24 protein-coding genes are annotated in these 26,838 nt (G+C 56.1%); 11 read left to right on the top strand and 13 right to left on the bottom strand.

The window, feature by feature from the left end; genetic code table 11:
• Positions 1-64: 64 nt before the first annotated feature.
• Positions 65-1,069, top strand: a complete 1,005-nt coding sequence (gene yejK, locus N1689_RS11210; RefSeq protein WP_161732180.1) for a nucleoid-associated protein YejK — start codon at positions 65-67, stop codon at positions 1,067-1,069.
• A 120-nt stretch (positions 1,070-1,189) separates the two neighbouring features.
• Here yejK and rplY read toward each other — a convergent pair whose 3' ends face one another.
• On the bottom strand, positions 1,190-1,474 hold the full coding sequence (rplY, locus tag N1689_RS11205) for a 50S ribosomal protein L25 (RefSeq protein WP_013358540.1): 285 nt from the start codon (positions 1,472-1,474) through the stop codon (positions 1,190-1,192).
• A gap of 163 nt (positions 1,475-1,637) precedes the next feature.
• Entirely contained in the window at positions 1,638-3,392 is a 1,755-nt protein-coding gene (locus tag N1689_RS11200; RefSeq protein WP_260058899.1) for a DEAD/DEAH box helicase, read from the bottom strand.
• 155 nt (positions 3,393-3,547) lie between these two features.
• On the opposite strand from N1689_RS11200, the gene rsuA reads away from it, so the two are divergent.
• The 3 genes from rsuA to N1689_RS11185 all read left to right on the top strand — a co-directional run bounded on the left by rsuA (position 3,548) and on the right by N1689_RS11185 (position 6,125).
• Positions 3,548-4,267: a 16S rRNA pseudouridine(516) synthase RsuA gene (gene rsuA / locus N1689_RS11195; RefSeq protein ID WP_260058898.1), complete on the top strand. Its 720-nt coding sequence runs from the start codon at positions 3,548-3,550 to the stop codon at positions 4,265-4,267.
• 49 nt (positions 4,268-4,316) lie between these two features.
• Positions 4,317-5,513 (top strand): Bcr/CflA family multidrug efflux MFS transporter, encoded by a 1,197-nt coding sequence (locus tag N1689_RS11190; protein ID WP_161732183.1) that lies wholly within the window; start codon positions 4,317-4,319, stop codon positions 5,511-5,513.
• Positions 5,514-5,804: 291 nt separating this feature from the next.
• On the top strand, positions 5,805-6,125 hold the full coding sequence (locus N1689_RS11185) for a hypothetical protein (protein ID WP_098052788.1): 321 nt from the start codon (positions 5,805-5,807) through the stop codon (positions 6,123-6,125).
• Here the strand turns inward: N1689_RS11185 and yejF are convergent.
• The 9 genes from yejF to yeiP all read right to left on the bottom strand — a co-directional run bounded on the left by yejF (position 6,112) and on the right by yeiP (position 16,938).
• On the bottom strand, positions 6,112-7,716 hold the full coding sequence (yejF, locus tag N1689_RS11180; RefSeq protein WP_222925204.1) for a microcin C ABC transporter ATP-binding protein YejF: 1,605 nt from the start codon (positions 7,714-7,716) through the stop codon (positions 6,112-6,114). The genes N1689_RS11185 and yejF overlap by 14 nt on opposite strands.
• Positions 7,717-8,739, bottom strand: a complete 1,023-nt coding sequence (locus tag N1689_RS11175; RefSeq protein ID WP_161732188.1) for an ABC transporter permease — start codon at positions 8,737-8,739, stop codon at positions 7,717-7,719.
• Entirely contained in the window at positions 8,736-9,830 is a 1,095-nt protein-coding gene (locus tag N1689_RS11170; RefSeq protein ID WP_253419354.1) for a microcin C ABC transporter permease YejB, read from the bottom strand. Before N1689_RS11170 ends, N1689_RS11175 begins: the two co-directional genes overlap by 4 nt.
• Before the next feature lie 11 nt (positions 9,831-9,841).
• Positions 9,842-11,650, bottom strand: coding sequence for an extracellular solute-binding protein (locus N1689_RS11165; RefSeq protein WP_260058896.1), 1,809 nt, complete (start codon positions 11,648-11,650; stop codon positions 9,842-9,844).
• Positions 11,651-11,694: 44 nt separating this feature from the next.
• Complete coding sequence (locus N1689_RS11160) at positions 11,695-13,257, bottom strand: cyclic di-GMP phosphodiesterase (protein WP_222925208.1); 1,563 nt, start codon at positions 13,255-13,257, stop codon at positions 11,695-11,697.
• A 222-nt stretch (positions 13,258-13,479) separates the two neighbouring features.
• Positions 13,480-14,055 carry a bifunctional murein DD-endopeptidase/murein LD-carboxypeptidase gene (mepS, locus tag N1689_RS11155; RefSeq protein WP_013358530.1) on the bottom strand — a complete coding sequence of 192 codons (576 nt, stop codon included), beginning with the start codon at positions 14,053-14,055 and terminating at the stop codon, positions 13,480-13,482.
• Between the two features lie 513 nt (positions 14,056-14,568).
• Complete coding sequence (locus tag N1689_RS11150) at positions 14,569-15,276, bottom strand: phosphatase PAP2 family protein (RefSeq protein WP_260058895.1); 708 nt, start codon at positions 15,274-15,276, stop codon at positions 14,569-14,571.
• Positions 15,277-15,321: 45 nt separating this feature from the next.
• Positions 15,322-16,290 (bottom strand): GTP-binding protein, encoded by a 969-nt coding sequence (locus N1689_RS11145; protein ID WP_260058894.1) that lies wholly within the window; start codon positions 16,288-16,290, stop codon positions 15,322-15,324.
• 75 nt (positions 16,291-16,365) lie between these two features.
• The gene (gene yeiP, locus N1689_RS11140; protein ID WP_003854146.1) at positions 16,366-16,938 is read right to left on the bottom strand and encodes an elongation factor P-like protein YeiP; all 573 of its coding nucleotides are present in this window, start codon (positions 16,936-16,938) and stop codon (positions 16,366-16,368) included.
• A gap of 163 nt (positions 16,939-17,101) precedes the next feature.
• Here yeiP and N1689_RS11135 point away from each other — a divergent pair, with 163 nt between their 5' ends.
• From N1689_RS11135 to fruA, 4 genes are all read left to right on the top strand, one after another.
• Entirely contained in the window at positions 17,102-17,356 is a 255-nt protein-coding gene (locus N1689_RS11135) for a YkgJ family cysteine cluster protein (RefSeq protein WP_090959387.1), read from the top strand.
• A gap of 272 nt (positions 17,357-17,628) precedes the next feature.
• Positions 17,629-18,759, top strand: coding sequence for a fused PTS fructose transporter subunit IIA/HPr protein (gene fruB, locus N1689_RS11130; RefSeq protein WP_222925210.1), 1,131 nt, complete (start codon positions 17,629-17,631; stop codon positions 18,757-18,759).
• Entirely contained in the window at positions 18,756-19,694 is a 939-nt protein-coding gene (gene fruK, locus N1689_RS11125; protein WP_161732200.1) for a 1-phosphofructokinase, read from the top strand. The genes fruB and fruK overlap by 4 nt, the downstream gene beginning before the upstream one ends.
• Before the next feature lie 16 nt (positions 19,695-19,710).
• Complete coding sequence (fruA, locus tag N1689_RS11120; protein ID WP_260058893.1) at positions 19,711-21,423, top strand: PTS fructose transporter subunit IIBC; 1,713 nt, start codon at positions 19,711-19,713, stop codon at positions 21,421-21,423.
• Positions 21,424-21,887: 464 nt separating this feature from the next.
• Here fruA and nfo read toward each other — a convergent pair whose 3' ends face one another.
• Together nfo and N1689_RS11110 are read right to left on the bottom strand one after the other, a co-directional pair.
• Positions 21,888-22,733, bottom strand: coding sequence for a deoxyribonuclease IV (nfo, locus tag N1689_RS11115; RefSeq protein ID WP_222925212.1), 846 nt, complete (start codon positions 22,731-22,733; stop codon positions 21,888-21,890).
• A 51-nt stretch (positions 22,734-22,784) separates the two neighbouring features.
• A complete protein-coding gene (locus N1689_RS11110; protein WP_161732206.1) occupies positions 22,785-23,840 on the bottom strand; it encodes a YeiH family protein in 1,056 nt (351 codons plus the stop codon).
• Between the two features lie 106 nt (positions 23,841-23,946).
• Here N1689_RS11110 and N1689_RS11105 point away from each other — a divergent pair, with 106 nt between their 5' ends.
• The 3 genes from N1689_RS11105 (at position 23,947) to N1689_RS11095 (ending at position 26,781) form a co-directional block, all read left to right on the top strand.
• The gene (locus N1689_RS11105) at positions 23,947-24,321 is read left to right on the top strand and encodes a YkvA family protein (RefSeq protein ID WP_260058892.1); all 375 of its coding nucleotides are present in this window, start codon (positions 23,947-23,949) and stop codon (positions 24,319-24,321) included.
• 9 nt (positions 24,322-24,330) lie between these two features.
• The gene (yieE, locus tag N1689_RS11100) at positions 24,331-25,197 is read left to right on the top strand and encodes a DNA-binding transcriptional regulator YeiE (RefSeq protein WP_003854133.1); all 867 of its coding nucleotides are present in this window, start codon (positions 24,331-24,333) and stop codon (positions 25,195-25,197) included.
• 117 nt (positions 25,198-25,314) lie between these two features.
• Positions 25,315-26,781 (top strand): amino acid permease, encoded by a 1,467-nt coding sequence (locus N1689_RS11095; RefSeq protein ID WP_260058891.1) that lies wholly within the window; start codon positions 25,315-25,317, stop codon positions 26,779-26,781.
• Positions 26,782-26,838: the final 57 nt, after the last annotated feature.

The following is a 26,838-nucleotide window of genomic DNA, read 5'->3' as shown; positions in this document are numbered from 1 at the left end:
ATGGAGTTGAAAGCCGATGCTGGCGGTGTTTGAATACGCGCCTGTGCTAAAAGGAGAGTCTACCATGAGTCTGGATATCGACCAGATTGCCCTGCATCAGTTAATTAAACGCGATGAAAACCAGCTTGAACTGGCGCTGCGCGATTCGCTGCTGCCTGCCACCAACACGGTCAACGCGATGGTGGAGGAGTTACACCGGGTTTATAGCGCAAAAAGCAAAGCCTATGGCCTGTTCAACACTGAGAGTGAACTGGCAGAAGCGCTGCGTAATTGCCGTAAGGGCAACGATGATTTTCTCGCTTTTAGCCGTGCCGCGACCGGTCGTCTGCGCGACGAGCTGGCAAAATATCCGTTTGCGGAAGGCGGCGTGGTGCTGTTTATTCACTATCGCTATCTGGCGGTGGAGTACCTGCTGATTGCGGTGCTGAACAGCCAGTCCAGCATGCGCGTCAATGAGCAGCTGGATATCAGCAGCACGCATTATCTCGATATTAATCATGCGGACATCGTGGCGCGTATCGACTTAACCGAATGGGAAACCAACCCGGAATCGACCCGTTACCTGACTTTCCTGCGCGGCCGCGTTGGTCGTAAGGTCGCTGACTTCTTTATGGACTTCCTCGGTGCCGAAGTGGGATTAGACACTAAGGCGCAGAACCGCGGTCTGTTGCAGGCGGTCGATGACTACTGCAATGAATCGGAACTGGATAAGCAGGAGCGGCAGAACTATCGCCAGCAGGTCTACAGCTACTGCAATGAGCAGTTACAGGCGGGCGAGGAGATTGCGCTGGAAGATCTGTCGAGCGAACTGCCTCCGCTGGGCGAAAAAACCTTCCAGGCCTTTACCCAGGAGCAGGGCTATGAGCTGGAAGAGAGTTTTCCTGCGGATCGCAGCACGCTGCGCCAGCTGACAAAGTTTGCCGGAAGCGGCGGGGGACTGACCCTGAATTTCGATGCGATGTTGCTGGGCGAACGCATTTTCTGGGATCCGGCCACGGACACCCTGACGATTAAGGGCACACCGCCTAATCTGCGCGATCAGCTTCAGCGCCGTACCAGCAGCAAATAAAAAAGCCGGGCTTAGCCCGGCTTTCATTTCCTGCCCGCAACGATAATCTTCACCTGGCAGCGACAAAATAAAAGGGCCGGTTTTTCAACCGGCCCTTCTACTTTTCAACATAATTCGCGATTAAGCGCGAACGAAGTCGATGTGGAACAGTTTTGGCTTGAACGGGTGACGCTGAACAGCCTGAACTTTCACTTTAGTTTCTTTGCCGTCAACTGACAGGGTCAGCACTTCGTCGTAGAAACCTGGCTTAGCTTGCAGGTTCATTACGGAGTCGTGATCCAGGTCGATGGCAACAGCCGCTTCAGAACCACCGTAGATGATGGCCGGGAAACGGTTTGCTGTACGCAGGCGGCGGCTCGCACCCTTACCCTGCTCTTTACGTTCTACTGCATTGATAGTGAGCATTAATATCTCTCTTTATTTAATCCTGCTACAGGCGACCCAGTAACAGGCAGGTTATTCAATCCCGCTGATGCACATGCAAAAGCGGGCGGCAGTATAGCCGTTATGCCGGGTGGTAGCAAACGATATACCCGCCCGCCGGGTTCCGGATTGCCTGTGTCGTCCATTAACGCAGCTCATTGGCGCGGCGATAACGACCCTGATAATCGAACATTTTCTCGCGGATTTGCCAGAACTGGCCTTTGGCGCGCGCCACGACAAAGTCAGGATGACGCAGCAATGGCTGCAACGCCAGCACGTCAGCGGCGGTCTGCCAGCCCAGCGGTACGCCGGGCGCGCGCTGATGCGGGCGCATAAAGAGCTGTTCAAACGCCTTACGCTGGGCGGGTGTCTGCAGACGAAACCGTTCGCTGACGCTGGTACCTTCCTCATCAAAATAGGTTGCCTTCAGCCATTCACCTTTGGCGTCGCGGCCCTGTTCCAGCGTCATGCCGCCACAGCGCAGCACCAGCGCATCCTTCAGTTTCAGGGCAGCTTTAAGCATATCGTCCGGGTCGACCAGAATTTTGTCGCACTGATGACAACGCCGGGCGGCAATATCATTCTCTGCGCCGCAGTCGGGGCAACTTTTAAAGCGGAAGCGGAAATCACACTGTTCGCGCTCACCCTCATCATCTTCCAGCACGCCCTGACAGCGTCGGCCAAAATGCTCAATCACCATGCCATCAGCGGTCGCCTTGCCCCAGAAGGTATTGGCGAAACCGCAGGCGGGACAGAAAACCTGAACCGGCTGATTGTCGCTGGCCCCTTTAGGCGCGCCGACTTCGGGCGTAAAGAGGTCATGCGGATTACCGGCGTAATCGAGGATCAGACAGTCGGTTTTACCGGGCGAGAGCCGCAGCCCGCGGCCGACGATCTGCTGATAGAGGCTGACCGACTCTGTCGGGCGCAGGATCGCAATCAGATCCACGTGCGGGGCATCAAACCCGGTGGTCAGCACCGCCACGTTCACCAGGAATTTCAGCTGCTGCGCTTTAAACGCCAGAATCAGGGCATCACGCTCTCGGGGGGGCGTCTCAGCGGAGACCAGCGCGCTGTTTTCAGGCAGCAGCTGCAGAATTTCACGCGCATGTTCCACCGTTGAGGCGAAAATCATCACCCCTAGCCGATCTTGGGCGAACGCCTCAATCTGACGGATGATATGGGGCGTCACGCGCTGCTGCTGTTTCAGTTCGCGATTCAGATCGGCTTCGCTGAACAGGCCATTAGACTGTGCTGTCAGGCGGCTGAAATCATACTGCACTACTGGCATATCCAGCCGCTCCGGCGGCACCAGAAACTGATGCTTGATCATATAGCGCAGCGGCAGTTCATAGATACAGTCGCGGAACAGCGACTTTTCGTCGCCACGCACCATGCCGTGATAGTGGAACTGATAAATCCAGCCTTTACCCAGACGGAAGGGCGTGGCGGTCAGGCCGAGTAAACGGAGCTGAGGATTGTGCTGACGCAGATGATTGAAGATCTGCTGATACTGGCTCTCTTTGTCATCGCCGATGCGGTGACACTCGTCGACGATCACCAGCGAGAAGACGCTGTCGAACAGGTCGAGGTTGCGCGCCACCGACTGTACGCTGCCAAACACCACTTTGCGCTGGCTCTCTTTGCGCTGCAGTCCGGCGGCAAAGATATCCGCCTCCAGCCCGTAGGCCTGATATTTACTGTGGTTCTGCGCCACCAGCTCTTTGACGTGCGCCAGCACCAGCACCCGGCCACGCGCCAGCCGTGCCAGCTCGGCAATCACCAGACTTTTTCCGGCACCGGTTGGCAGCACAATGACGGCAGGCTCCTGATGGCGACGGAAATGCGCCACGGTGGCATTCACCGCATCCTGTTGATAGGGACGTAAGGTAAAAGACATGTTGCTCACTTTTATAAAACTGGTGGTAATTATGCCATGAAAGGGCGGTAAACGCGCTGTCAGGCTGGCGCGGATCACGTTATACTTCCCGCACATTTTCAACGGTTAACCAGGCCGTTTCAGATTCCCTCCGCAGTAACAGGCAAAACGAATTCATGCGACTCGACAAATTCATCTCTCAGCAACTGGAAATCAGCCGCGCTATCGCTCATCGCGAGATCCGTGGCCAGCGTGTCACCGTCAACGGTGAAGTGGTGCGCGACACCGCGTTTAAACTGCTGCCCGATCACGAAGTCGCCTACGACGGCAACGTGCTGCAGATGCTCACCGGCCCACGCTACTTTATGCTGAACAAACCGCAGGGCTACGTCTGCTCAACCGACGATCCCGATCATCCGACTATCCTCTATTTCATCGAAGAGCCAATGTCATTCAAACTGCACGCGGCAGGGCGTCTTGATATTGACACCACCGGGCTGGTGCTGCTGACAGATGATGGCCAGTGGTCACACCGCATTACTTCGCCACGTCATCACTGCGAGAAAACCTATCGCGTCACCCTGGAATCGCCGATCGGTGACGACACGGCCGCGCAGTTTACCGCGGGCGTGCAGCTCCACAATGAGAAGAGCCTGACGAAACCGGCACAGCTGGAGGTGATTACCCCCACAGACGTGCGGCTGACCCTGAGCGAAGGCCGTTATCACCAGGTGAAACGGATGTTTGCCGCCGTCGGTAACCGGGTCATTGAGCTGCATCGCGAACGTATCGGTGACATTGCGCTGGACGACGATCTGGAACCGGGCGAATACCGGGCGCTGACGGAAGACGAGATCGCCAGCATCGGTCTGCCAAAAGAGCTGAAGGCAAAATAATCGGGCGGGCCAGGCGGCTCGTACCTGATTCATTCGTGCAGGAGAGGGTGTGCGTAAGGAAAAGAATTCACCAACAGGACTGGTGGTTATCCTTGGTTTGTTAGCCATGCTGATGCCACTGTCGATCGACATGTATCTGCCTGCGATGCCCCAGATAGCAAGAGAATTTGGCGTTTCAGCCGGTAGCGTGCAGATGTCGCTCAACCTCTATATTCTTGGCTTCGCGATTGGCCAGCTTATTTATGGGCCACTGGCAGACAGCTATGGGCGCAAGCCAGTGATTGCACTCGGGACTCTGATCTTTGCCTGTGCCGCCGCGGCCTGTGCGCTGTCGCAGAGTATCGACCAGCTGATTCTGATGCGCTTCCTTCACGGGCTGTCGGCTGCCGCAGCCAGTGTGGTGATCAATGCCTTGATGCGTGACAGTTACTCGAAAGAGGACTTCTCCCGCATGATGTCCTTTGTGATGCTGATTACCACCATTGCGCCGCTGCTGGCTCCGATCATCGGCGGCTGGCTGCTGGTGCTCTGGAGCTGGCACGCTATCTTTTGGGCGCTCGCGGGTGCGGCACTGGTGACGACCGTGTTGGTGACCACGCAGATCCGCGAAACCCTGAAGCCGGAGCAGCGACAGCGGTTTCACCTGCGCACTACGCTGGGTAATTTCGTGACGCTGTTCCGCCACAAGCGGGCGTTCAGTTACATGCTGGCGAGCGGCTTCTCCTTTGCCGGACTCTTTACCTTTCTCAATGCCGGTCCCTTTGTCTACATCGAGCTTAATCACGTCTCACCGCAAAACTTTGGCTACTATTTTGGCCTCAACGTGGTGTTTCTGTTTCTGCTGACGCTGATTAACAGCCGCGCCGTACGCCGCTTTGGTCCGGTGGCGATGTTCCGTCTGGGCCTGCTGATACAATTCTGCATGGGGATCTGGCTGCTGATTGTCAGCGCCTTCAGCCTCGGCTTCCTGCCGCTGGTGATGGGGATCGCGCTGTTTATCGGTTGCGTGTCGATGGTCTCATCGAATGCGATGGCGGTGATTCTGGATGAGTTTCCCCACATGGCGGGTACGGCCTCGTCCCTGGCGGGTACGCTGCGTTTTGGCGTTGGTGCTTTTGTGGGGGCGTTGCTGTCGCTGGTAAGTTTTAACAGCGCCTGGCCGATGGTCGGTACTATCGCGCTCTGCGCAACAATCTCACTACTGCTCTTTTTCTACGCTTCGCGTTCCCGCCCTGCGGCCCGTTAATCGGGCGCAGTGGTTTTCCCGCCTTTATCCGCAGTGATGCACATCTCGCCGGTTTTGTTTCTTTATTGTGAAAACTTTTAGTTAAAAAAGTAACCACAATGCAGCTAAAATGATTGTTAACGTCGTGTGAACGCGGTACATATAGGCTGAAGTGCGATGTAAGTCGCAAAAATGCGCTTCTGCAATCCGCCTAGACGGGCCTGCCATCCCTGTCCTGACTCTGCGGGGATCAACCCGTTTTCAGCCGGGAAGGTCGGTGTTGCGACATAAACTCATCCGGGAGAGTAACCTATGCTGCAACTTTCAATTGTGCATCGTCTGCCACAGCGTTTTCGCTGGGCCAGCGATCACCATAGTGCCATTGAATCCGATGACACGACGCTGGATGAGCAGGAGTTCGTGGCGCTGCGACTGATCAGCCATGACGGCATTCCGGCATGGGAGATTCTGCAGCAGCTGAAAGAGGTGCTGGCGGATATTCAGGTCGACTGCAAAGTGGCCGAATGTGAAGGGCAGCCCTGCCTGTTTATTCAGCGTCGCGACGAAAGCGCCACTAACTGCTGCCTGAAAAATCAGGGCGTGGCGATTGCGGAAACCTTTATCGCAGGCTGAGTTGCGCCGACTGCAGCAGCTCGCGAGTATAAACAGTTGTCGGTGACGCAAACAACGTTTCACACTCTCCCTGTTCAACCACCTCCCCCTGACGCAGCACGATAAGCTGATGACACAGGGCGCGAACCACATCCAGGTCGTGACTGATAAACAGATAGCTGAGCTGACGCTGCTGCTGTAAGCGGCGTAATAGTGTCAGAATCTGCTTCTGCACCGTGCGATCCAGCGATGAGGTGGGTTCATCCAGTATCAGCAGCTCTGGCTCCAGAATCAGTGCCCGCGCAATAGCAATCCGCTGTCGCTGACCGCCAGAGAATTCGGCCGGATAACGATGGCGACTTTCTGCTTCAAGCCCGACTTCCTCCATCACCGCAATCACGCGCTGCGCCTGCTGCGCACTGTTGAGTTCAGGCTGATGCACCGCCAGACCTTCAGCAATAATCTGCTGCACCGTCATACGCGGATTGAGAGAAGAATTCGGGTCCTGAAACACTACCTGAATGCGCTGACGCAGTGGCAGAAGTTGCCTGCGCGACAGCTGATGCAGCGGCTGGCCGTCAAACCAGATTTCGCCACGTGAGGCAATCAGCCGCAACAGCGCCAGGCCGGTGGTGCTTTTACCCGAGCCGGACTCGCCCACCAGACCCAGACTTTCGCCACGCCGCAGGCTGAAACTTAGTCCGGACAGTACCTGCTTTTCACTGGCCTGCCGCCGGAACAGTCCGCGCCGCTGCGCAAAACTGACCTGAAGCTGCCCGACCCGAAGAATGACAGGCGCATCTGCAGGGAGCGGTAGCGCTTTTCCTTCCGGCTCGGCAGCCAGCAACTGCTGGCTGTAAGGATGTTGCGGCTGGTTCAGCAGAATCTGGCAGCGATTCTGTTCCACGATGTGACCCTGACGCATCACGCTGACGTTATCCGCCAGCTGACGCACGATATTCAGGTTATGGGTGATAAACAGCATGCCCATATTCAGCTCCCGCTGCAGTTCACGCAGCAGCGCCAGAATCTGCGCCTGCACCGTCACATCCAGTGCAGTGGTGGGCTCATCGGCAATCAGCAACTGCGGCTCGGTCAGCAGCGCCATAGCGATCATCACTCGCTGGCGTTCCCCGCCGGAAAGCTGGTGGGGGAAATCGTTGAGCCGGGCGGCAGGCTGACGGATACCGACCCGATCGAGCACGCTGATAATCTCACCGCGTGCCGCCTGACGACGCAGCCCACGATGCAGCGACAGCACTTCATACAGCTGCTTCTCTACGGTGTGTAGCGGATTCAACGATACCATCGGCTCCTGAAAAATCATCGCAATCTGGTTGCCACGAATAGCACGCAGACGCTGTTCGCGGGCACGCAGCAGATCTTCACCGTTAAACAGAATCTCTCCGCGGGGATAAACCACCGCTGCCTCATGCAGCAGTCGCATTACCGACAGCGCCGTGACGCTTTTGCCGGAACCCGACTCGCCCACCAGCGCCAGCGTTTCGCCCGCGTCGATGTGCAGTGAAACGTCATCCACGACCTGACGAAGCTGCTCGCCCTGACGAAAGGCGACCGAGAGATGATTGATGGCAAGCAGTGGCGTCGTCATTCAGGCTCCTTTGCCCGGATCAAAGGCGTCGCGCACCGCTTCGCCAATAAAAATCAACAGCGAAAGCAGGATCGCCAGGGTGAAAAAGCCCGCCAGGCCCAGCCAGGGTGCCTGCAGATTATTTTTGCCCTGCAGCAGCAACTCACCCAGCGAGGGTGAACCCAGCGGCAGACCGAAACCGAGAAAGTCGAGGGAGGTGAGCGTGGTGATCGAACCGCACAAAATAAATGGCAGAAAGGTCAGGGTAGCCACCATCGCGTTAGGCAGCATGTGACGCAGCATGATCCGGGCATCGCTGACCCCCAGCGCCTGTGCTGCGCGGATGTAGTCAAAGTTTCGGGTACGCAAAAACTCGGCCCGGACCACGCTTACCAGGCTCATCCAGCCGAATGCGACGGTGACCAGCAGCAGCCACCAGAAACCGGGCTGAATGACGCTGGAAAGGAGGATCAGCAGAAACAACGACGGCATACCAGACCAGACTTCAATCATCCGCTGCCCAATCAGATCAATTCTGCCGCCGAAATAACCCTGCACCGCGCCAACCACAATTCCGATGACGCTGGAGATAAGTGTCAGCAGTACGCCGAACAGCAGGGAGATGCGCGTGCCATAGAGCAGCCGTGCCAGTACGTCGCCACCGTTGGCGTCTGTGCCGAGCCAGTTCTGCGCCGAGGGCGGAGAGGGGAACGGCACCTCGGTGGCAAAATTGATGGTGCTGTCGCTGAAGTGAACCGGAGCCCATAAGGCCCAGCCGTTCTGTGCGATGCGCTGCCGCAGCCAGGGATCCTGATAATCCGCCGCTGTCGCCAGTACGCCGCCATAGTCGGTTTCGCTGTAGTCAAACAGCAGCGGCACCATCCAGCGCTGCTGATAATGCACCAGCAGTGGCTTGTCATTGGCGATCAGTTCGGCACAGAGTGACAGCAGAAAAATAACCAGAAAGATCCACAGCGACCAGTAGCCGCGCCGGTTATGGCGAAAGCGCTGCCAGCGCTGTTGATTGAGTGGAGAGCGCGTCATGAGCGGCTCCCGAAATCGATGCGCGGATCGACCAGCGTATAAGTCAGATCGCTGAGAATATTCATCAGCAAACCGATCAGCGTGAAAATATAGAGCGTGCCAAACATCACCGGATAGTCACGTTGCAGCGTCGCGTCATAGCCGAGCAGGCCGAGTCCGTTGAGCGAGAACATCACTTCGATCAGCACCGAACTGGTAAAAAACATGCTGATAAACGTAGCGGGGAAGCTGGCGATGACCAGCAGCATCGCATTGCGAAACACATGGTGATAAAGAATTCGGCGTTCCGGCACCCCTTTGGCGCGCGCGGTGACGACATAGAGCTTGCGGATCTCATCCAGAAAGGCGTTTTTCGTCAGCATGGTCAGTGTGGCAAAGCCGCCAATCACCGTTGCCAGTACCGGCAGGGCGATATGCCAGAAGTAATCCAGTACTTTGCCATACCAGGGCAGCGTGTCGTGCTGCGCAGAGGTGAGCCCGCGCAGCGGGAACCAGTCAAGGTAGCTGCCACCGGCAAACAGTACGATCAGCATGATGCCGAACAGAAAAGCCGGAATGGAGTAGCCAATGATAATAAACGCGCTGCTCCAGACATCAAAGGCGCTGCCGTTGCGCACCGCTTTGCGGATCCCCAGTGGGATCGACACCAGATAGATGATCAGCGTGCTCCATAATCCCAGACTGATCGAGACCGGCAGGCTCTCCTTAATCAACCCGATTACCGAGGCGCTACGAAACAGGCTGTCGCCAAAGTCAAAACGCAGGTAGTTCCACAGCATCTCGCCGTAGCGCTGCCATAGCGGTTTATCGAAGCCGTAACGCTTTTTAATCTCCGCAATCACTTCGGGATCCAGCCCGCGCGCGCCACGGTACTGATTATCAGCAGGATTAATATGACTGATGCTGGCGCGTGAACTGGCGCTCTCCGCGCCGCTGCCGGGCAGGCCAGTTGTCTGACCAAACTCAATATTTGCCAGCGCCTGGTCGACCGGTCCGCCGGGCGCGATTTGTACAATAAAGAAGTTGAGCGTGATGATCGCCCATAAGGTCGGGATAATCAGCAGCAATCTGCGCAGAAAGTATGCGGCCAACGGTCATCTCCTTAGCGTTTGCTGGCCGGCAGGCGTCCGGCTTTGTTAGTGTCGTACCACCAGTTTTCCAGCCCGGTGCTGTAGGCAGGCTTGCGGACAGGGTGAGAAAACTTATCCCAGTACGCCAGCCGCTGTTCAGCGTTGTACCACATCGGGATCATATACGCATTCCACAGCAGTACCCGATCCAGCGCCTGTGCCAGCGGCCGCAACGCGGCAGGGTCGCCCTGATGCGAGACAATCTGTTTCACAAAGTGATCGACGATAGGATCGTTGACCCGTGCGGTATTCCACGACGAGGTGATGTAGTCGGACTGCCAGAGGATCTGCAGACTGGAGGTCGGGATCGGCATCGCCCCGTAAACGGTGGCAATCATGTCATAGTCGCCTTCACGCCAGCGCCGCAGGTACTGTGAGCTGTCGATCTGCCGCAGGTTCAGCGTAATGCCAAGCCGCGCAAGGTTGTGCTGCAACGGTAGTGCCCATTCGGTACTGGTGCCACCGCGCAGCAGCAGTTCGACCGTAAACGGCTGACCGGTTTTATTGTTAACCAGTCGGCGATTTTTGATCTGCCAGCCCGCCTGTTTCAGGAGCTCAAACGCGTTTAACAGACTGGCGCGATCATAGCCGCTGCCATCGGTTTTGTGTGGCAGGTAAGGCTGGCTGAACAGCGCAGGAGGCAGCTGCGCGCGCCAGGGTTCGAGCAGCGCCCGTTGCTGTGCATCCGGCACCCCGTGGGCAGCATACTCTGTATTCTGGAAATAGCTGCTGGCACGCTGCCAGGCACCGTAATAGAGCGCTTTATTCATCCACTCGAAATCGAACATCAGTGACAACGCCTGGCGCACCCGGCGATCGTGGAACAGCGGTTTTTCGTTGTTGAATGCCAGCCAGCGGGTATCGATAGCGGCTTCATTGGGCGTGGTTTCTTTTACAATGCTGCCATCGTCGAAATTGCGGCCACGATACTGGGTCGCCCATTTCTTCGCCGATGTCTCTTCACGCAGATCGTAGCCACCCGCTTTAAAGGCTTCGAACGCAACATTGTCATCCAGATAGTAGTCATAGCGCATGCGATCAAAATTAAAGCGTCCACGATTCACCGGCAGATCGGCAGCCCAGTAATCTTTTACCCGGCTGAACTCAATAAACTGGCCCAGCTTCCAGCGCGTGATGCGATAAGGCCCACTGGAAAGCGGCGGTGCGCTTAACGGCTCGTTAAACTTCTTATCGCGCCAGAACGACTCGGGGATAACCGGTAGCGTCAGTAATCCAAGCAGCAGATCTTTATCCGGTTTCTGTGCCTCGATGCGGACCGTGATATCGTCCAGCGCCCTGACGGTCACGCCACGATAGGCGACGCGGAACTGAGGCACGCCCTCGGTCATAAACTTCTGAAAAGTGAACGCTACGTCGCGGGCGGTGACTGGCGTGCCGTCATGAAACCGGGCGCGGGGATTCAGGCGGATCTCAATCCAGGTAAAATCGCTGGCGTAGCGTGCTGATTCAGCAATCAGCGGATAATAACTGCCCGGTTCATCGTCTGAGCTGGTGTAAAGCCCGTCATAAAGCGTGCCGGTGTTAATGCCCGGATTGCCGCGCGAGGCGTAACGGTTAAAGTTGTCATAAGTGCCCACTACCGCCATAGTGATGCTACCGCCTTTAGGCGCGCGGGGATCGGCGTAATCGTAATGGCTGAAGCCGGGCGGATATTTCGCTTCGCCCGCCTGGGTGAAGGCGAACGTTTGCAGGACCGTGGCCGCCAGCAGTGGGGCGCTGAACAGGCCGCACAGCAGCAGAAATCCTAAGCGAAAAAGCATGCTCTCTCCTGTTAAATATCCGGCGCGATTTGGGCCAGAGAGTCTCAGGCGTTATGACGCCGGAAATAGTCTATCAGTGTTTCTGGTCGCAGCGGACGGCTGAAGATATAACCCTGCAGATGGGTTACACCTCGATGGATCAGCCAGGCGGCCTGTTCGCCGGTTTCTACCCCTTCCGCCACACTTTTCAGATTCAGCTTCTTCGCCAGTTGCAGCACGGTGTCCAGCACCGGCGAGGTCAGGGTTTCTGTGCCGATGCGCTGGACAAAGCCACGATCGATTTTCAGGTAATCAAACGCATAACGTTCCAGATAGATCAGCGCACTGTGGCCGGTACCAAAATCATCAATAGCAATGTTGATATGCTGCTGATGCAGCCAGTCAAACAGTTCTCCGACGTTTTCATCTCGCACCATGGCGCGCTCGGTAATCTCAAACACGTAATTAAAGTGAGCCGCAGGCATGGTATCAAGCCAGCGCAGCACATCCTGCCGGAAACCGCTGTCAGCCAGATGCAACGCAGAGATGTTAAGGCTGAGGCAGGCATGACGGGGAATGGTATGACACAGTTGGTGAGCATCACGTGAAACCAGCTGAAACAGATGCCGGGTCAGAGGAATAATAAGGTTCTGCGACTCGGCATACTGAATAAACACATCGGGCGGGATCGGGCCTTCGGTCGGATGGGTCCAGCGCAGTAACGCTTCCATACCATAAGGCTGACCATCATGGGAAGTAACCAGCGGCTGATATTCAACATGAAACTCGCCGCGCTTCATGCCCCGAATCAGCTCTTTCCCCGGACGCTGATAAACAGATAACAGCAGCCAGCAGCCGCCGGAAACCAGCAGTGACAGCAGCAGGCTGCACAGCAGGATATTCTGATAATCACTGAACGCCAGAACCGAACCGAACAACACAAACTCCAGCGGATAGCCTGTCAGCGCCTGCTGATACAGCGGCGGCGGCAGACTTTTATTTTTCATCACGCCAGGCTGCCAGCTGGTTAAGGCACTCTTTTGCGCCATCAGCGCCATACCAGTAATTTCCGGATGCCCGGAGATCTGCAGCTGGTAGGGAGCCAGGCTGATATTCAGCGTCGCGAAAACACCTGACTGCTGACGGCCAGGATTTTTAATCCACAATCCCAGCGCCGGTTTATTTGGCTGAAGCGGCGTGCCTGACATGAGCTGCAGATCAATATCGCGTGAGGTATCACTATTGGGTGCGATAACATTAAGCGGCAGACTAAAACTGCCGGTGGCCGACGAGCAAAAGGCATTGCCATTGTTAACCAGCAGGATGGCGCGGAGATTACCGGCAAACGCGGCGCGCGAGGTCAGTTCACGATTAATGGTATGACAGGCAGTGTGGGTGAACGGAAGCAGAGGACTGAGGGTGCTGATGAGCAGACTGGAGAGTGTTTGCTGTAGTGCTGTTCGGCTGTTCTCCAGCAGTTGCTGGTGCTGTCGTTCGCGCTTCTGCCAGGTCTGGTGAAATGACAGGGCGGCAAACAGAAGAAAGAATACGCCACCGACCATCGCGCTACTCCATGCGATTCGGCGAGGATAGGTGGCATGGCGCCTTAGCGCCCCCGACAGTGGCATGAGGAACTTCCCCTGATCAAATTATTATTATGTTATTGCACACGACTGCTTCGGTTTAAGCGACCGAGAATATAACGAGAGTGTCCGAAATGTCTCGTTATTAATCTGAAATACAATGCTTTTATCTTATATAGCGGCTGGTGCTAAGAATAAGGCACGAAAAAAAACGCTGCGTAAGCAGCGTTTCATGTTCTCTGGCTGAGAGAAGATCGAAAGTGATAATCAGGTCGGGTTACGACTTAATACACGGCGTCCTTCACGGTAACGCTTTTTCCAGTAGTCATCATTGAGACTGGAGATCATGACGCCACTGCTGGTGGAGGCATGAACAAAATTGTCGTTACCCAGATAAATACCCACATGACGGCCTGTTGAGCCGGCACGGAACATTACCAGATCGCCAGGACGCAGTTTACTGCGGGTAATCTCTTTACCGGTGTCCTGCTGCTCAGAGGTCGAGCGCGGTAATTCTAAGCCAAACTGATCGCGGAAGGTGCGTTGTACAAAGGCGGAACAATCGATTCCGCGTTTGGTATCGCCACCGAGGCGATAGCGCACACCTTTCCAGACGGCGTATTGTTCCATGATGCGCGACTTAACGTCGACGTTACGCACCATTTCTTCAAACTCATCCTGAGACGCCTGAAGTAAAAAACCATTGTGGTTGTTAACTTCATGATTCTCGTTATTCGCGTTTTGACTGCTATGGGTACTGCTACAAGCTGAGAGGAGTGTGGCCAGCGCAAGTGCGGGCACGATCCGCAAAATATATCTCAGTATTGGTTGAGACTTGACCATTATTCGGGTTTTCCTTCGATTTCCTTACGACAAAATTGTCGCCAGCCAGATGACAAAACAGGGAGATTAATAAGCGAAACAGCCTAAGACAAATCCTTAATTACTAAAATGTGTTAATGGACACATTTTTACGGTAAAAAATCCGAATTTTCTGCCGCTGTAGCCTCACTGCGACTGAGGTTAACTGATTACAGACGCCGTGGCGAGTGCTTTTAATCAATTTTATATAGGTTTTTTTGATGTGAAATCAAACCGTAACACCCTGACTACTTTAGCAACAATTGTGGTGAAATGATGATGAGAACAGGCAGCGAAAGGGGCGTCAATTCAGGGCATAGCTTCTGTTTTTAGCGTTTTCTTTATTGACAGAGAATATTGGTGACTGTTTAACCAGCCAGCAGGGTCATAACCTTTTCTTTTCGTCAATTTAATTAGCAGGCTAATAGTGGTGGGCTGTTTTTTATAAGCGCGGACGGTCAGGACCAGGCCGATTAAATCGTCCGCGCTTAACATTTACGTCACGGGCTTATATTTACCCGGTAATTTGCGATAAAACCAGTTTACCAGCACGTCACTGGCTGGCGTTAATAGCCACCAGCTCAGACCCACTAATATCACTGACATTGAACCGACGGCAATATCGGTAAACCAGTGTGCACCCGCCATGACGCGCGGCAGTGAAAATATCACCACAATAGCCGTGGCAATTAAGAAGCGGCTAAAACCAAAATAACGCCAGATAAAGCAGGCGAAAATAATCAGCATCATACCGTGGTCGCCAGGGAAGCTGTCTTTCGAGGCATCTTTAGCGGGAATACCGGTGAGTTCGCTGACGCGATGCACATTCTCGAAGAACAGCGTCGGACTGGAGTGCTTCACCGGCAACAGGTGGCCCAGCTGATTAAGTACTACAGCGGTAAGCAGCATAGTGATACCGATAGCCAGCATCCGCCGCCGCGCGTGTGGCGTTTCACGTCGCCAGATCGACAGATAAAGCAGGCCCATTGCCAGCAATGATACCGCATCAAATCCACGAAAATTGGTGATAGCGACGATCAGTGCGAACAGCGGATGGCTCACCATCTGATTGTTGAAGCCATAGAATATAGATTTATCGACGCCGAACCAGAAGCCATGTTCTGGCGGCAGATACCATGACAGAAATAGCATCATGCCCAGTGCATTAAACAGCAGGATAGTAATAAGGCGAGTTACGCGCATAGTTAAACTCATTATTATTAAAAATAACCGCCGACAATACCTCTGTCAGCGTAAACGGCACTTCAACAATGCCGATTGTAGTCGATTCCAGTCAGCCTGTTGAAAATGAATGATCTCAATGCGGCTATCGGATGGCGGTGAGGGGAGTGTTTCACTCTGCAGCTCATTTGCCTGACGATTGATACGCAGAGTGCCTTCTTTCGTGCGCATCACACCTTTAATACGATCAACCGGTGCCTGGCGTACCCATTCCAGCAGCGCACTGCTGTCAAACCGCGTATCAGCATCAAAAATCCAGCCGCAGGCGCTGTAACCCTGACCGTGGTTCAGCGCCCGGCGCCAGCGCGCTTCGCCGTCCAGTCGTAACGCCGCGAGGTCGCTGGTCGGGTTAGACGGATGATGATGATGCGGCAGGGGAAGATCGCGTGGCTGATAAGGCGTATCAAGCAGGGAAAGGGGGATCTGACCAAATTCTGTCTGTATTAATGGACGCAGAGGCTGCATCTGCTGCTGCCAGTCAGCCAGGCGCTGACGGTCCTCCTCACCCCAGCAATCGCGCTTGTTGGCGATAATCATATCGGCAGCAGCGAGCTGATCGCGGAAGTTTTCATTGGCAAGGATGCGAGGATCGGACAGCTGACGGGCATCCAGCAGCGTCAGGGTCGCATTAAGTTGCAGCCACGCCTGATAAACCGGCGCACTTAACATCTGCAACACCTGACGCGGATGACCCAGGCCGGTTGGCTCAATCAGCAGCCGATCCGGTTTGCTCTTCAGCAAAATATTCAGCCCGACCTGCATCGGCAGGCCATTAACGCAACAGAGACAGCCGCCGGGGATCTCTTTCAGGGTGGCACCGCGATCGGCCAGCAGTGCACCGTCGATCCCAATCTCGCCAAACTCATTGACCAGCACCGCCCACTTCTCTTCGGGCGGTCTGGCTGCCAGCAGATGGCAGAGCAGCGTAGTTTTGCCGCTGCCCAGAAAACCGGTAATCAGATTAACGCGCGTCATGGGGCCTGCTCCTGCCTGAGAATAGCGTGGTAATGTAATACTATAACACTATCACGACTGGCAGCAGTTGAGTGGTTAGTCTGCACGGCCCATGTAGCGGCGTTCAGCAATATGAATGCGGATGCGATCACCGTTGCTGAGGTATTCCGGCACCTGGATAGAGAGACCCGTGCTCATACCGGCCGGTTTCGTTCGGGCGCTGGCGGAAGCGCCTTTAATGCCGGGTGAGGTATCCACGATTTCCATGTCTACGGTTTGTGGCAGTTCCAGCGCCAGCACCTGACCTTCCATCGTCAGTACGTGAATGCCTGGGATGCCGCCTTCAGGGATAAACAGGAGCTCTTCTTCAATCTGCTCCTGTTTAAAGGAGTAAGGGGTGTAATCCTCATCATCCATAAAGATGTATTCGTCACCATCTATATAAGAGAAGGTCACGCTGCGGCGGCTGAGCGAAATCGCATCAATAATCTCGTCGCCCTTGAAGCGCTCTTCGACTTTTAAACCGGTGCGGACATCGGTAAAGCGCATTTTATACAGGGTGGCGGCACCGCGTGCGCTGGGGCTCTGGACATCAATATCCTTAACCAGCAGCAGTTTACCGTTGTGCGTGACGGCCATCCCTTTTTTAATTTCGTTGGCTTTTGGCATTGCTGTTCTCGCTATCTTGAGAGTGAAGTGCGCGCAACGTTACTCGCGCCGGTGAAAACTGGCAATATCGTGGATGCGAAATTTTGTGTCAGACCGCGGCTTTCATGGCAATTAGTGTGGTGGACTGCTATTGTCGCCGCGACTTTCTCTGCCGGAGCACAGCATGCAATGCCGTAGCCAGTGCGGTGCCTGTTGCACAGCACCTTCGATCTCCTCGCCGATTCCTGGCATGCCTGACGGCAAGCCCGCCAACACGCCCTGTGTTCAGCTTGACGACACACTTCGCTGCAAACTGTTTGGCTCACCACTGCGTCCAGCCGTCTGCGCAGGTCTGCAACCTGCACACAGCATGTGCGGCGATTCGCGCCATCAGGCGATGACCTATCTGCTGCAACTCGAAGCAGATACCGCGCCCTGAGGCGCTGACGCTGCTGAACTTTCTGGTCCACTCATCTCTGGTTTACAGCATCTGCGTCAGCCTGTTCACTTTTTATTCCCCTTAACCACCCCGAAATGTGCGTAACGTCAAAAATCTGTTACGCCATTTGCGCATTTTCTTGCCTCGGGAAAGTTGCTGTACCACAATCCCTGAAACGTTTCAGCGGTGACTGCGCCACCTGTTTTCAACAGCATGGCGTAAAAAAATCCCCACTGGCTGAAACGATTCAATCTCAGCAAGCGAGGAGAATTATGTTCCAGCTCGAATTGCAGGCCATCCATACCGGAGCCAGCGCCCAGAACAAAGAAGAGGCCATTCGTCAGGTTGCTGCCGCGTTAACCGCGGCTGGCAATGTGACGGAAGGCTACGTCAACGGCATGCTGGCGCGCGAACAGCAGACCTCCACCTTCCTTGGCAACGGCATCGCTATCCCGCATGGCACCACCGATACCCGCGATCTGGTGCTGAAAACCGGTGTTCAGGTGTTCCAGTTCCCGCAGGGCATTGCCTGGGGCGACGATCAGACCGCCTATGTCGCTATCGGTATTGCTGCTAAGTCAGATGAACATCTGGCGCTGCTGCGTCAGCTGACGCACGTTCTGAGCGATGACTCCATTGCCGAACAGCTTAAAACTGCCTCTGCTGAAGACCTTCGTGCGTTGCTGATGGGCGAGAAACAAGCCGCTGAATTCAGCTTCGACACTTCATTAATTACGCTCAACGTCGCCGCCAGCGATCTGATCACCCTCCAGGCGATGAACGCCGGTCGGCTGCAGTCCGCGGGCGTAGTGGATGCCAGCTACGTCGCAGACGTGGTCTCAACGACGCCGCTGAACCTGGGACAGGGCATCTGGCTCAGCGACAGCAGCCTCGGCAACCTGCGCAGTGGCGTGGCCATCAGCCGCGCTGAACATGCCTTCGAGCATCAGGGCGAACAGGCTGCGCTGCTAATCAGCGTGTCGGCAACCGATGAGCGTCCTCTGGAAGTGCTGGGTTACCTCAGCGCATTACTACAGCAGGGCAAAGCCGATCGTCTGCTGAAAGCCGATGCGGCAGGCGTCTACGCGCTGCTGACCAGCGAAGTCGATGAGCAGGCTGAGGTACTGACCGCCGAATACACCATCCGTAACGAACATGGCCTGCATGCCCGTCCGGGTACCGCACTGGTTAGCGTAATCAAGCAGTTCAACAGCGACATCACTGTGACCAACCTCGACGGCAGCGGTAAACCTGCCAATGGCCGCAGCCTGATGAAAGTGGTTGCGCTGGGCGTGAAAAAAGGCCATCGCCTGCGCTTCACCGCCAGCGGTGACGATGCACAGCAGGCGCTGAACGCGATTGAAGAAGCGATCACCAGCGGTCTGGGTGAGGGGGCATCATGAGCAGACGCGTCGCCACCATCACGCTGAATCCGGCATATGATCTGGTGGGATATACCCCTGAAATTGAACGCGGTGAAGTCAACCTGGTGAAAACCACCGGGCTGCATGCTGCGGGCAAGGGCATCAACGTTGCGAAGGTCCTGAAAGATCTGGGTATCGATGTCACCGTGGGTGGCTTCCTGGGTAAAGAGAATCAGGATGGCTTCCAGCAACTGTTCAGCGAGCTGGGCATTGCTAACCGTTTCCAGGTGGTGCCAGGCCGTACCCGTATCAACGTTAAACTCACTGAACAGACCGGCGACGTGACCGATCTGAATTTCTCCGGTTTTCAGGTCACCGCTCAGGACTGGGATCGTTTTACGAGCGACTCGCTGACCTGGCTGGGCCAGTTCGATATGGTCTGCGTCAGCGGCAGCCTGCCGGAAGGTGTCGATCACGATGCCTTTACCCGCTGGATGACCGAACTGCGCACCCACTGCCCATGCATCATCTTTGACAGCAGCCGCGAGGCGCTGGTGGCAGGCCTGAAAGCCGCACCGTGGCTGGTTAAACCTAACCGTCGTGAGCTGGAAATCTGGGCCGGTCGCAAACTGCCAACGCTGCAGGATGTGATTGGTGCAGCGCACGAACTGCGCGAGCAGGGCATCGCCCATGTGGTGATTTCGCTGGGCGCAGAAGGTGCGCTGTGGGTCAACGCCTCTGGTGAATGGATTGCTAAACCGCCGGTGTGTGAAGTCGTCAGCACCGTGGGTGCAGGTGATTCCATGGTTGGCGGCCTGATTTATGGCCTGCTGATGCGCGAATCCAGCGAACACACGCTGCGTCTTGCGACGGCCGTGGCGGCGATGGCCGTCAGCCAGAGCAATGTTGGCGTTTCCGATCGTACTCAGTTGGCCGCAATGATGGCGCGCGTCGACTTACAACCCGTTAACTGACAGCAGGAGAGCGATAATGAAAACGCTGCTGATTAAAGACCCTGTACTGGGACTGGCTTCCGCTTATATGGCGCAACAACGTCTGGCTGCTGCCGCACCTGCTGCGGGCCTGACTCTGACTGATAACCCTGCCGACGCGGAACTGGCGATCGTGCTGGGCAAAAACGTGCCGGACGATGCGGCGCTGAACGGCAAAGCGGTCTGGCTGGGCGATATCCAGCTGGCAGTTCGCGAGCCGGAAACTTTCCTGAACCGGGCGAAAGCCGAAGCCAAAACCTGGCAGGCAACCGCTGCGGTGGCCACACCGGCTGGCGCATCGGCTGCGGCACCGGCTCAGAATGGCGCGCCGAAACGCGTGGTTGCCGTTACCGCCTGTCCGACCGGTGTGGCACACACCTTTATGGCTGCCGAAGCCATTCAGGCTGAAGCGACCCGTCGCGGCTGGTGGGTGAAAGTTGAAACGCGCGGTTCCGTGGGTGCCGGTAATGCGATTACCCCGGAAGAAGTGGCGGCTGCCGATCTGGTGATCGTCGCTGCTGATATCGAAGTCGATCTGGCGAAATTTGCCGGTAAGCCAATGTACCGCACCTCAACCGGTCTGGCGCTGAAGAAAACCGCGCAGGAACTGGATAAAGCGGTAGCAGAAGCGAAGCCGTACAAAGCGGCAGCGGCCGGGCAGAGCAATAGCAGTGAAGAAGAGAAGAAAGGCGGCGCAGGGGCTTATCGTCACCTGCTGACCGGTGTTTCTTACATGCTGCCGATGGTGGTCGCGGGTGGTCTGAGCATCGCCCTGTCGTTCGCTTTTGGTATCACAGCCTTTAAAGAGCAGGGCACCCTTGCCGCTGCACTGATGCAAATCGGTGGTGGCAGCGCCTTCGCCCTGATGGTTCCGGTGCTGGCCGGCTTTATCGCCTTCTCCATCGCTGACCGTCCGGGTCTGACGCCTGGTCTGATTGGCGGTATGATCGCCACCAGCATCAATGCGGGCTTCTTAGGCGGTATCATCGCGGGCTTCATTGCAGGTTATGCGGCGAAGCTGATCAGCGGCAAAGTTAAACTGCCGCAGAGTATGGAAGCGCTGAAACCGATACTGATTATTCCGCTGTTCGCCAGCCTGATCACCGGCCTGCTGATGATCTACGTAGTGGGCAAACCGGTTGCGGGCATCATGAATGGCCTGACGCACTGGCTGGCCAACATGGGTACGGCGAATGCAGTCCTGCTGGGTGCCATTCTGGGCGGCATGATGTGTACCGATATGGGTGGGCCGGTGAACAAGGTGGCTTACGCATTTGGTGTCGGCTTACTGAGTTCGCAGACGTATGCACCGATGGCCGCCATCATGGCCGCCGGTATGGTGCCACCGCTGGCGATGGGTCTGGCTACGCTGGTTGCCCGTCGTAAATTCAACAAAGGTCAGCAGGAAGGCGGTAAAGCGGCACTGGTTCTGGGTCTCTGCTTTATCTCTGAAGGTGCGATTCCGTTCGCTGCCCGTGACCCGATGCGCGTACTGCCTTGCTGCATCGTCGGCGGCGCGGTTACCGGCGCGATCTCCATGGCGATTGGCGCAAAACTGATGGCACCGCACGGTGGACTGTTCGTCCTGCTGATCCCTGGCGCAATTACGCCGGTTATCGGTTATCTGATGGCGATTATCATCGGCACCGCGATTGCAGGTCTGAGCTATGCGGTTCTGAAACGTCCGGAAGAGCAGCTGGCGAAAGCCTGATGTGCTGAAGTGCATAATCTGCTGAAGTAAAAATAACAGGGAGCCGGATGGCTCCCTGTTTGTTTTTACAGACGGTTCCCGAAATTAAAGCGACGGGAGCATACGACTGGAGTAAAGCATCGCGGGCCAGGGAGCCAGCTGGCTTCCTCAGACTACTCACAAATTCTTATCAGGGTGCATCTGGCAGCGATGAATTAGCTCAAAACTCAGGGAACACGGTCAGAGGAGGAAAGCGTCCCGCCGCCCGGATAAAAACGCCGGGAGCGTTTTTGAACAACGCAACGCGTTGGCCCGGCAACGGGCGCACCTCAGGGATGAGGTGCGTAATCGCGCGGGCCGAGCGTGTCATGGATGACGGATTTTGCGTCTTTCCGGTCTGACCGTGTTCCCTGTGCAAGCTCAGTCTTACAGCAACCAGGCCAGACTCTGTCAAAAATCTCAGGGAGCCAGCTGGCTCCCTTTTTCTATCCCTGCTGTTCGGCTTTCAGCCAGGCAATCTCATCTTTCCAGATATCAGGGTTAATGGTTTCCAGAATCAATGGGATACCATCAAACCGCGGATCTTTCATCAGCCAGCTAAACGCCGTTTTACCGATATTCCCTTCACCCAGACTGTGATGGCGGTCAACGCGACTGTCAAAGGCGCTTTTGGCATCGTTCAGGTGCATGCCGCGCAGATAGTTAAAGCCGACAATACGCTCAAACTCTGCAAAGGTCGCTTCGCAGTCCGCTTCGGTGCGCAGGTCATAACCGCCGGCAAACGCATGGCAGGTATCAATGCAGACGCCAACGCGCGACTTATCTTCGACATGCTCAATAATGGTGGCGAGATGCTCGAAGCGGAACCCCAGGTTACTGCCCTGACCCGCGGTATTCTCAATGACGGCAGTCACGTTCTGCGTCTGATTGAGCGCGATGTTGATCGACTCCGCAATCCGCTTCAGGCACGCTTCTTCATCAATCTGATGCAGATGGCTGCCGGGATGGAAGTTCAGCAGTGTCAGGCCGAGCTGGTCACAACGTTGCAGTTCATCAATAAAGGCCGCGCGGGATTTCTCCAGCGCCTCTTCGACCGGGTGACCGAGGTTAATCAGAAAACTGTCGTGCGGCAGGATTTGCTGCGAACTGAATTTGTACGTCTCGCAGGCGGCGCGAAAAGCATCAATCACCTCTGTGGAGAGCGGGGCGGCCTTCCACTGACGCTGATTTTTAGTAAAGAGGGCGAAGGCGGTGGCTTCTATTTCATGGGCGCGGATCACGGCCTGATCCACACCACCTGCCGCACTCACGTGTGCGCCAATATATTTCATGCCTTTCTCCTGGGGCTATGCACGGGTGAAACGGCATGATACCCGATGCCGCTAGCCCATGAAATGTTGCACCAGCAGATTGATGGTGCCGCCGCCCGCAATCAACCAGACAAACACCAGCGCGCCCAGCAATAGCGGTTTAACGCCCGCCTCACGCAGTGCGCCAAAACGGGTGGTTAAGCCCAGCGCGGCCATCGCCATCGCCAGCAGCAGACCCGCCAGCTCATTCAGCGTGGCCACCAACGCCGCAGGCAACAGCTGCAGCGAGTTAAACAGCGCGACCGCGATAAACAGCAGGGCGAACCAGGGAAAGGTCACTGGCTGACGCGCTTTGCTCGCGTTGCGTTTGCCGCGGATTACCGCACTCAGGCAGAGCAGGAACGGCGCCAGCATCATTACCCGCAGCATTTTGGCAATCACGGCGCTGTTCTCAGCCTCCGGGCTGATGCTGTGTCCGGCGGCTACCACCTGCGCGACTTCATGAATAGTGGAACCGGTGAAGACCCCAAACTGCGCGGCACTCAGCCCCGGAAACAGGTGATGCGCCAGCGGCCACATCAGCGGATAGATAAAGATGGCCAGGGTGCCGAACAGCACCACGGTCGCGATAGCCACGGCAACTTTTGACGACGCCGCTTTCACCACCGGCTCGGTCGCCAGTACGGCCGCAGCCCCACAGATACTGCTGCCTGCGCCAATCAGCCAGACGGTATCGCGATCCAGCTTCAGCAGCCGGATGCCCAGCAGGCAGGTCACAAAAAAGGTGCTGCTCAGCGTCAGCGCATCAATCAGGATGCCGCTTAAACCGACGTCAGCAATCTGTTGTAAGGTAATGCGGAAGCCAAACAGGATGATCCCCAGTCGCAGCAGCTTCTGTTTAGCCAGCACCACGCCACTGTCGCAGCGCGACGCCAGCGGTGTATAGACGCTGTTGCCAACCAGAATCCCCAGCATAATCGCCAGGGTCAGTGAACCCAGCCCTGCTGCTGCAATCGCCGGTTGCTGCGCCAGCCAGCTGGCTGCCCCGGCAATCGCAGCCGTCAGCAGCAGACCAGGGAACCAGAGCGTAACGGGATGATGCGTTTTAGGGATGCTCAGTTCGGTCATGATGGTCACTCCTCGTCGTTGAGTCATGATCATGAGGGCGACTGGCTTAAAAGTGAAATTGATAATATATTTATAATTGACCAGAATAAACGATAAGGCAGTGATCATGATAGTTTCGCGTCTGCGCCGCTGGGCGACGCTGATCAAAAGAGATGTGTTAGTGCTGTGGTTCGCCTTTCGCGATCCGCGCACACCCTGGTGGAACAAGCTGGGCATGCTGGGACTGGTTGCTTATGGGGTCAGCCCGATCGATCTCATCCCGGATGTGATCCCGTTTGTTGGTCTGCTGGATGACGCGGTGATTATTCCCACGGGCGTCATGATTCTGTTGCGGCTGCTGCCACAAGAGGTGCGCATCAGCAGCAGCGAACGCGCACAGTCTCAGCGTTCGCGCGGCAAAAAGATGGCAGGCTGGCTGGTCGTGGTTGGGCTGATCTGGCTGGCGTTAATTATTTACCTTGTCAGGCATTCACTGAGTTAAGAGGCGACGATGCACATTACGCTACGGCAAATCGAAGTGTTTACCGAAGTGCTGAAAAGCGGTTCCACTACTCAGGCGTCGCAACTGCTGGCGCTGTCACAGTCGGCGGTCAGCGCGGCGCTGGCCGATCTGGAAAGTCAGCTCGGGGTGCAGTTGTTTGATCGGGTCGGCAAACGGCTGGTGCTGAATGAGCATGGGCGACTGCTCTATCCGCGTGCGGTCGGGCTGCTGGAGCAGGCGGGCGAAATTGAGCAGCTGTTTAAAGAGGATAACGGCGCGATCCGCATCTTCGCCAGCAGCACCATCGGTAATTATCTGCTACCGGGTATGATGGCGGCCTATCGTCGCGATTTTCCCGGTCTGCCGCTGGAGCTGAGCGTCGGCAACAGTCAGGATGTGATTCAGGCGGTTTCCGATTTTCGCGTGGATGTCGGCCTGATTGAAGGGCCGTGCCATATGACCGAACTGGTCAGCGAACCCTGGCTGGAAGATGAGCTGGTGGTGTTTGCCGCGCCCGATGCCGCCATTCTGCAACAGCCGGTGACGCTGAAAACCCTGGCAGAAGCGCCGTGGATCCTGCGTGAACGCGGATCCGGCACCCGGGAAATCGTCGATTATCTGCTGCTGTCACACCTGCCGAGTTTTCAGCTGGGTATGGAGCTCGGCAACTCAGAAGCGATCAAGCATGCAGTGCGGCACGGCATGGGGATCAGCTGCCTGTCGCGCCGGGTAATTGCCGATCTGCTGGAGGCGGGCACGCTGACAGAACTGACGATTCCGTTGCCGCGTCTGACCCGGACGCTCTATCGCATCCATCACCGGCAGAAGCATATTTCAAAGGCACTGACGCGCTTTTTGTCCTATTGCCGTGAGTGATTGCTAATAATTCGGGCGCGATCATGAACTTAACTTATAACAGCATGGCATCAGCTATACAGAGGCGGTCTGGCTGCTACAATCGCGCCTCATTTTTACCCAGCGTAGCGTTAACACATGCATAATGACTCAAAAACAACACAACAACCTGCATTACGACGTGCGTTAAAAGCCCGTCATCTTACGATGATCGCCATCGGCGGCTCCATCGGTACCGGCCTGTTTGTCGCTTCCGGCGCAACGATTGCTCAGGCTGGTCCTGGCGGGGCACTGCTCTCCTACATGCTGATCGGCCTGATGGTCTACTTCCTGATGACCAGTCTCGGTGAGCTGGCTGCCTTCATGCCCGTATCCGGTTCTTTCGCCACCTACGGCGCAAAATATGTCGAGGAGGGCTTTGGTTTCGCACTCGGCTGGAACTACTGGTACAACTGGGCGGTGACCATCGCGGTTGACCTGGTGGCGTCGCAGCTGGTGATGACCTACTGGTTCCCCGACACGCCGGGCTGGATCTGGAGCGCGCTGTTCCTGGGACTGATATTCCTGCTCAACTACATCTCAGTAAAAGGCTTTGGCGAGGCGGAGTACTGGTTCTCGCTGATCAAAGTGGCCACCGTCATTATCTTTATCATCGTGGGTGTGCTGATGATCACGGGCATCATGCGCGGTGCAGAGCATGCGGGCTGGCAGAACTGGCAGGTGGGCGATGCGCCGTTTGCGGGCGGCTTTGCGGCGATGATCGGCGTGGCGATGATTGTGGGATTCTCCTTCCAGGGCACCGAGCTGATCGGTATCGCGGCGGGCGAATCTGAAGACCCGGCAAAAAATATCCCGCGCGCCGTGCGGCAGATTTTCTGGCGTATCCTGCTGTTCTATGTGTTCGCCATTCTCATTATCAGTCTGATCCTGCCGTACACCGATCCGCAATTACTGCATAACGACATTGATGATATCAGCGTCAGCCCGTTCACCCTGGTGTTCCGCAACGCCGGTCTGCTCTCTGCGGCAGCAGTGATGAATGCGGTTATCCTGACGGCGGTGCTGTCTGCCGGTAACTCCGGTATGTATGCCTCAACGCGCATGCTGTACAACCTGGCCTCTGAAGGCAAAGCGCCGCGCATTTTCGCGAAGCTCTCTAAGGGCGGCGTGCCGCGCAATGCCTTATGGGCGACGACCGTCGTGGCCGGGCTGTGCTTCCTGACCTCAAAATTTGGCAACCAGGAGGTTTATCTGTGGCTGCTGAACACCTCAGGCATGACCGGTTTTATCGCCTGGCTGGGTATTGCCATCAGTCACTATCGCTTCCGTCGCGGCTATGTCGCCCAGGGCCGTGATCTGAACGATCTGCCATACCGTTCCGGCTTCTTCCCGCTGGGACCGATTTTTGCCTTTGTGCTCTGCCTGATCATTACGCTGGGTCAGAACTATCAGGCCTTCCTCAACGACAGCATCGACTGGTATGGCGTAGCGGCAACCTATATTGGTCTTCCGCTGTTCCTGATTATCTGGTTCGGCTACAAACTGACGCGCGGCAGCCGTTTAGTGAAGTACAGCGAGATGGAGTTCCCGGTTCATAAAGATTAGTTCTGTGCGCTTGCTCTGTTGAGTCAGGTGCCTGACACAGCGCGTTGAGGCTGCAGA

Origin of the sequence: Pantoea sp. XY16 (genome assembly GCF_025153065.1) — a bacterium.
Lineage (GTDB): Bacteria > Pseudomonadota > Gammaproteobacteria > Enterobacterales > Enterobacteriaceae > Pantoea > Pantoea alfalfae.
The sequence above is the reverse complement of the archived record's forward strand: the minus strand, read 5'-3'. Positions and strand labels throughout refer to the sequence as shown.